Below are 6528 nucleotides of genomic sequence, written 5' to 3'. Positions count from 1 at the left end.
CGACTTTCCAGCGGAGCACTGGCAACATATTCGAACGACAAATCCAATCGAGTCCGTGTTTGCGACGGTTCGTTTAAGAACCACGAAAAGTAAGCATGGTGGCAGTCGAAAAACGACACTGGCGATGGCTTATAAGCTGCTGGTAACCGCACAAAATAAATGGCGTCGATTGAGAGGCTACCGCCTTCTAGCTGATGTCATTGCAGGGATCGAATTCAAGGATGGAGAAAAAGTAACGTCGGATGATCAACAGGATGCTGCATGATCATGTCATACACCAGATTTGACTATAGCTCTAAATAAACATACAAGATTCTTCTTTTTGAAACGAAGAAACATGAACGATGACGAAATAGAAGGGGCTGAAAAACTCATCCTGACAGTGCATCACCAATGATTGAATGGCTAATATCCTAGATGGATCACAACGATTGTTTAAGAATAGAAAAACAAGCTGATAACGAAAAAATCTGCCAGTTTTTTAATAACTAGAGACTCAAATCAAATAATGAAAAATTAGGGGGAGTTACTCATCAATACCGATAGAGTGATCTTTAACCTCTTTGAACTTTAAGCATCTATTAAGAGGTTAGAAAATCATCAACAATTTCCATATCCTCGTTCATCATCTGCGTATAGTTTGCGAGGTACTCATCATCGCCATCTTCATCAACGGCATATAAGTACAAGAGGATGTAAAAATGAAAATAGGTACTGTTATCTGAAATAAAATGTTCATGATGGAAGTTTTTCACATAGGAAATACGTGTCAACTCTGCTTTGATTTCAGTTATCTCATATTTGCCAAAGGTAATTTTTAAACTCTTCGGGATCATCATCTTGGAAGTTGTGAAGGCATTTATAGCAAGACTCTTCACAAATATCCTTAAGCTTGTTTTCATCAATTTCTTTTTCTTTAAAGATCATTTGCTACTCCATCTTTATTCTTTTTAGCCACTTTAGCTATCGTTCTCCGAGAACATCCAAGATAATCAACGATCTGGCTGTAGCTTTTTCCATCTTTTAATAAGTCCGCGATTTTTCTCTGAAGAACTAAATCTTGAGGTCGGCCACGATATTTACCTTCTTGTTGGGCTTTTGCAATTCCTTGAGCTTGTCTACGTCGTCTATCTTCATAATCTTTACGAGCGATAGCAGCGAGCATATCTAGCATCATATCATTGAGTGCCGAAAGCATCCGGTTCGTAAATTCATCTGACGTGGCAATCAGTTGGTGACTAGTCGGTAGATCCAAAGCTATAACTCGGATCTGCTTGGCTTTAATAATGCTTTTTAGAGTTTCCCAGTCTTCTGTGTTCAATCGGCTGATACGGTCTACTTGTTCAACGAGCAACATATCACCTGGTTGGGCGATATCAAGTAACCGAAATAGCTCTGGTCGTTGTAGCCTAGCACCAGACTCATGCTCTACAAAGAAGCTGGCGATCTGAAAATCGTTCTTATGAGCGAAATATAATAGTTCTTCTTTTGCTCGGCCTGCATCTTGTTCATTGGTGGATGCTCTGAGGTATGCGTAGACTCGAAACATGGTTTATTTTGACTGGTTTTATATTATGAGTTTATTTTAAGTCTGAAAACGATATTAGTAAACCCAGTTTTGGGTGATTTACATAAGGTATGGTTTACTTAAACCAAATTGATAAAATTTATGCATTACTATATGCAAAAATGGGCAACCATCTGGTTACCCGCTTTGTGCTTTTCAGTTTGTACGGAGTGTTATTTTAGAGAGCTTGTTTTGATCTCTGTCGGTTGAATTTCTTTTTTGCTCATAAACTCTTTAAAGTTTCTGGTAGGGTCAAACCGGAGATTATTTCGAGCAATCCAACCACTCACTGAGCCATCAACACCTTGAGCAACTGTATGACTGTGCCTACTGTCTAGACGGATATATTTTTTTGTTGTTGAACCAACTTTTATCAACTTTCGGGATCCTGAATTCCACAAGTTAACAGAGCCATCTTCTTTTAATACAGCAATGTAGCCATGAAATGTGTTGAAAGCTAATTCTTTCACTCCTTCTTTCAAAGATTTTTCCTTAAATTGATCACTAACTGATGTGTATGTTGGGTCTCCAATCAAAATAACTTCATCACTCTCTAGCTTTATAGCTGCATTCCTGTAGGTTGAAGCGATAACACCTTGGACGTTTTGAATATCCTTTAGAACGTTATTAACAGAGTAATCATCTTCCAGACGGCCTAAAACTTCCATACTTCCATTCTCAAATAATATGAATACACTGGACCCATCAACGAAAACTTCCTGCACTTTTTTACTTGGGTTTGCTGGATAAATGACCTCACCTTCATTATTCCCCCAAGAGATAATTGAGCCGTCCACATTTGACGCAATCACCTTGTTACAAGGAGAAAAAGTACAAGAGATCACCCCATGTATCGATTTGATATTCTTAGAAAAAGAACTAGAGGGTGTCATTAATGTACTAATAGCTGATATCTCATCCGTTGGGCGATCAGGATGAGGGGGGAAGATATTAAAACTTCCCCATGTCAATGCAGACTGCTCAGTTGTAATTGCTGAAAAACCTCCCCCATGAGCAACCACATTTGTTACTCCTTTAGACGCACCTTCTGGAAGTTTCCCACCTGAGATATGATATCCCCATGTAATTAAAGAACCATCATTTTTTAATGCTGCAAAAGCATATTGATTTGCATATATTGACTTGATACCTGACTCTATCTCACCAGGTATATCTGTGTACTCATTTCCTGGACGCTCATTGGTATCATGGATAAACCAAGAAAACACTTGTCCTTCTTTGGTTAAAACACCAACTAACTCTGCATTGAAAAGGACAGTTTCTATATTATTTTTTAGTTTTGGCAATATTTCTTTGGGGATTCGGATATCTCTCCCCCATGTAACAACGGAGCCATCTTCTTGCTCAGCTAAGAAATAACCATAATCGGAATAAACAGCTTTAAATTTTTCTGATAGGATTTCTTTATGAGTATTCAAAGAATTTTCGTATACAATACTGCCATCTGTTTTGAGCACATAACTGTTCCAATTATGTATAGAAGTTGTATCTTGAACGATAGAAGGCTGATATTCAACATACTCTGACTCAGTTTTCTGAGAACCATCAGTCTTTGCCAGATAAGCTTCCAACTTCACTCGAAGACCTAAATCTTCTTCTACAAGCGTGTATTCTTTTGCTTTCACAACAGAGTCAGTAACATTTTCGCCATCAACTTCAACTGTATCATCGAAAATGCCATTATTATTTTTATCAATGACCCAAGTGTACACAGTTTCAAAACCTTCACAGTCTTCACAAGTAGACTTTGCTTTCAGAGTTGTTCCAATTGCAAGTTTCCCCTCTTTCTCAAGGGTTTTTAGAGTTGGATTTTGCTTTGGTGCTTGAGCTTGATTCGAAGAGCTATTACTACCTCCGCAAGCAGTTAAAGCTAAAGCAACAAATGAAAAAACAGCTGTTTTTGGGAAAAAAATTTTCATATTTAACCTATTACTACCTTCAAGTGCATCGGGAATGCCTAATGAGCACAAAATTGGAAATACATTGAGCTTAATCCTTTAATTAGTAACAAAGGGTGGTTTTTTGTTGCACATTTTGCCTCTAGACTCAAAATATATTCGGCCAATTTTTAAACTGGTTTATTACAAGTGCTTCACACACCCCGAAAAATCTGGGCTTCAAAAGGTATACCAAAATGCACTAATTTTCTTTGAACTACTCAATATGTTAATAAATAAAGGGGTTTCGGTAAAATATATAGAAATGAATCTGGGTTTATTGATAACATCACATTTGATAAGTCATTAAAAAGGAAACAAATAAATGAAGGACATTATCATACCTATCGTATTTCCAGACTACAAAATCACCGTGAATATCCCACAAACAAAAGTTGACCTACTACCGTGGACTGATATTGATAACTTTACGATACCAAGATCATCACAGAAGTTTTCTAATTTAGGTCATGCTGGCATTCTCTTTATTAATGGATCCAGTGGAGTTACAAAGTATTACGAGTTTGGTCGATATGACCCACCTGCAAACAAAGGATTAGTGAGAAGGGTTCCATTACCTGATGCCAAAATGAATGGAATCAATATTGATATTAAATCCCTTATCCCGGTCCTAAAGAAAATAAGCCAAGTTGCGGGTAGCGGCACGAGAATTCAAGGTGTTTATCTTGAAGCAGAAGGTGTCTTTGAACATCTGAATCAGAAAGCTCTTGCTCAAAAAGCCCTCAATAGTAACCCGCAGAGAAAACCATATAACTTAACCTCCAATAGTTGTATTCACTTTGTGAAAAGGCTTGTTGAGGCAGCTGGTAAAGAAACGCCCTGGATGATTGACCCAAGACCGACATCATACATGGGTGAGTTTAGGGACGATTATAGAGATCTTGATTACAGACCCGGTGAACAAAGGCTAGTGATTGAAGAAATCGGAGAGTTCTCACGGTGAGAAGAATTTACACGTTAATCTTTATATGTATATTTTTGAATGCATGCGAGCCAGTGCCGTCAAGTGTTGAGCCTGAAACTCGCCCTGAGAACCTTCCAAAAAAAGCTTTGTGGGTTGGAGGTCTTGATGGGGGCGTGTATGTTCAAGTCATTGAAAGTGGTGATTCATACTTAGGTACTGTATTTGAACCAAAAACAGGTAACGTTTGGTATTCCGGTACTTTTCGTTATACAGGAGATACACCCTTCGATCCGTTCAGTCAGGATAGTTATACGGGCTGGGATGGAGATATTCTCTATCTTTCAAATGGACAACAGCTCATATCACAAGAAAAATCACACTAATTTACTCGCTCTTATTTTTAACCGAGACGGAAGTAGCCCCGGTTCATGAATAAGAGCGGAAACCACATTTTATGGGGTTGATTGAAGCATGAAGTTCACAATTTTATCTATTATTCTTTTTCTCTTTACGATGAAAGGCTCTGCAGCTGAAAGCATTTGTTTTGGTACTACATCAAATGGAAGTTTAAAAGGTGGCGTACAACTACCAAGGGAGGGGAAGAATTTTATCTCGTATAGTCATATTGCTAGCATGGCTGGAAGAACATATGTTCATTCAAAAGTCAGGTCAATTATTTTAAATGCCTACGCTGATTTAGAAACGTCTCAGCCATTAAAAGTATATAAGTATGCTGAAACAGGTTTTGAGGAGGGCGGTAAATTCAGACCTCATAAGACACATCAAAATGGCTTGTCAGTTGACTTTATGACACCAGTTACCAATTCATCGGGTAACTCAGTTCATTTACCGACTCATCCACTGAATAAATTTGGCTATGATATAGAGTTTGATGATAAAGGATACTATGAAGGTTACGCCATCGATTATGAAGCGCTTGCGGCTCATATTGTTGCTTTGCATAAAGAGGCAATCAAGCAGGGATATGAGATCTGGCGGGTTATATTTGACCCAAAGTTACAGCCATACTTATTGAAAACAAAGTACGCCAAATATCTAAAAGATCATGTTCAACTCTCTAAAAAGCGCTCCTGGGTAAGACATGATGAACACTACCATGTTGATTTTAAAATACCCTGCCAATAAAGCGTCAATAGTTTTCCTTTGCTTCTGGGCTTAAAATACACTCGTATGAGTTTGAACCTCATTTTCTAAAAGCACAACAGAATTTTAGAGTAATCATACTCCCGCTAAGCCACAAGATACCCATGGGGAAGACATCCATCAATTGAATAAAAAGATTAAATTGGCCTGTCCATCGACTGGCCAATTTTTGTTGAATTTATCCGATAATCCCGAAAGAACTTACGAAGTTTTGAAGTGTTGATATCAGTTCTGGATGAACATGAAAGGTCATAAAACTCATGACTTGCGCTTTATCGTCTGAGAGTAATGCCAATACCTGATCATTACCAGTTACGAGTAGTTTTTCCCCTTCATACACAAGGGTATTAATTCCCCGGCAGTCTGGGTGATATGGATAAACCTTGCAATCAACTGTGTTTGAAATCATGTCAAATCTCTTTAAGTGTATTTAAAAACAATGCTATATAGCTTTTTTTTACCCATTCTTTTTTCTAAATTGACGCTATGCGATATGATTCGAAAAATCTTTGTTCAGTTATCAATAAAAGGGTAATTTTGTTCTAGATATGGCAGCGTGCTGGTGCGATTTATGCCACAAACATGATACTTTATTCCCTTTTTACATCAATAGCTATGTGAAGCCAGCCGAACTATTTGCCTTCGAACGACTAAGTAAAACTTAGGTTGCGATTATCAACTGATGAGCTATGATGATTTCTGGTGTATGAGGTGAGAAAAAGAATGTGGTGCTAATCTGTTGATTGATCTCGCAAATCAATAGTCAACAAAGAGAAACACCACATGGCAAATCATAAAGTATCACCACTGAAATCACCAGAAATAGATCCACTGAACGACGTTTTAAAACAAGGGGCACAAGCGCTCCTCGCGAAAGCCATTGAAGCTGAAGTGGCCGAGTTGTTGGCACAATA

General features: G+C 38.0%; 8 protein-coding genes and 1 pseudogene. 5 read left to right on the top strand and 4 right to left on the bottom strand.

The window, feature by feature from the left end:
• Window positions 1-265: transposase (locus C505_RS23275; RefSeq protein ID WP_018694200.1), on the top strand; the 265-nt coding region annotated here is incomplete at its 5' end.
• Between the two features lie 316 nt (window positions 266-581).
• Here C505_RS23275 and C505_RS0120835 read toward each other — a convergent pair.
• The 3 genes from C505_RS0120835 to C505_RS0120820 form a co-directional block, all read right to left on the bottom strand.
• Window positions 582-878, bottom strand: a complete 297-nt coding sequence (locus C505_RS0120835; protein ID WP_169337080.1) for a hypothetical protein — start codon at window positions 876-878, stop codon at window positions 582-584.
• A gap of 38 nt (window positions 879-916) precedes the next feature.
• The gene (locus C505_RS0120830; RefSeq protein WP_018694569.1) at window positions 917-1549 is read right to left on the bottom strand and encodes a recombinase family protein; all 633 of its coding nucleotides are present in this window, start codon (window positions 1547-1549) and stop codon (window positions 917-919) included.
• 191 nt (window positions 1550-1740) lie between these two features.
• Window positions 1741-3507: a WD40 repeat domain-containing protein gene (locus C505_RS0120820; RefSeq protein ID WP_018694567.1), complete on the bottom strand. Its 1767-nt coding sequence runs from the start codon at window positions 3505-3507 to the stop codon at window positions 1741-1743.
• 343 nt (window positions 3508-3850) lie between these two features.
• Between C505_RS0120820 and C505_RS0120815 the strand changes: the two genes are divergently transcribed.
• From C505_RS0120815 to C505_RS0120805, 3 genes are all read left to right on the top strand, one after another.
• Window positions 3851-4489 (top strand): hypothetical protein, encoded by a 639-nt coding sequence (locus tag C505_RS0120815; protein ID WP_018694566.1) that lies wholly within the window; start codon window positions 3851-3853, stop codon window positions 4487-4489.
• A gap of 53 nt (window positions 4490-4542) precedes the next feature.
• Entirely contained in the window at window positions 4543-4833 is a 291-nt protein-coding gene (locus C505_RS0120810; protein WP_018694565.1) for a hypothetical protein, read from the top strand.
• 88 nt (window positions 4834-4921) lie between these two features.
• Window positions 4922-5596 carry a penicillin-insensitive murein endopeptidase gene (locus tag C505_RS0120805; protein WP_018694564.1) on the top strand — a complete coding sequence of 225 codons (675 nt, stop codon included), beginning with the start codon at window positions 4922-4924 and terminating at the stop codon, window positions 5594-5596.
• A 196-nt stretch (window positions 5597-5792) separates the two neighbouring features.
• On the opposite strand, the gene C505_RS0120800 is transcribed toward C505_RS0120805, so the two are convergent.
• Window positions 5793-6023 (bottom strand): hypothetical protein, encoded by a 231-nt coding sequence (locus C505_RS0120800; RefSeq protein ID WP_018694563.1) that lies wholly within the window; start codon window positions 6021-6023, stop codon window positions 5793-5795.
• 374 nt (window positions 6024-6397) lie between these two features.
• On the opposite strand from C505_RS0120800, the pseudogene C505_RS25020 reads away from it, so the two are divergent.
• Window positions 6398-6528 (top strand): annotated as a pseudogene (locus C505_RS25020) (IS256 family transposase); the annotation flags it as partial.

The sequence above is a fragment of the Algicola sagamiensis DSM 14643 genome, assembly GCF_000374485.1.
Lineage (GTDB): Bacteria > Pseudomonadota > Gammaproteobacteria > Enterobacterales > Alteromonadaceae > Algicola > Algicola sagamiensis.
The sequence above is the reverse complement of the archived record's forward strand: the minus strand, read 5'-3'. Positions and strand labels throughout refer to the sequence as shown.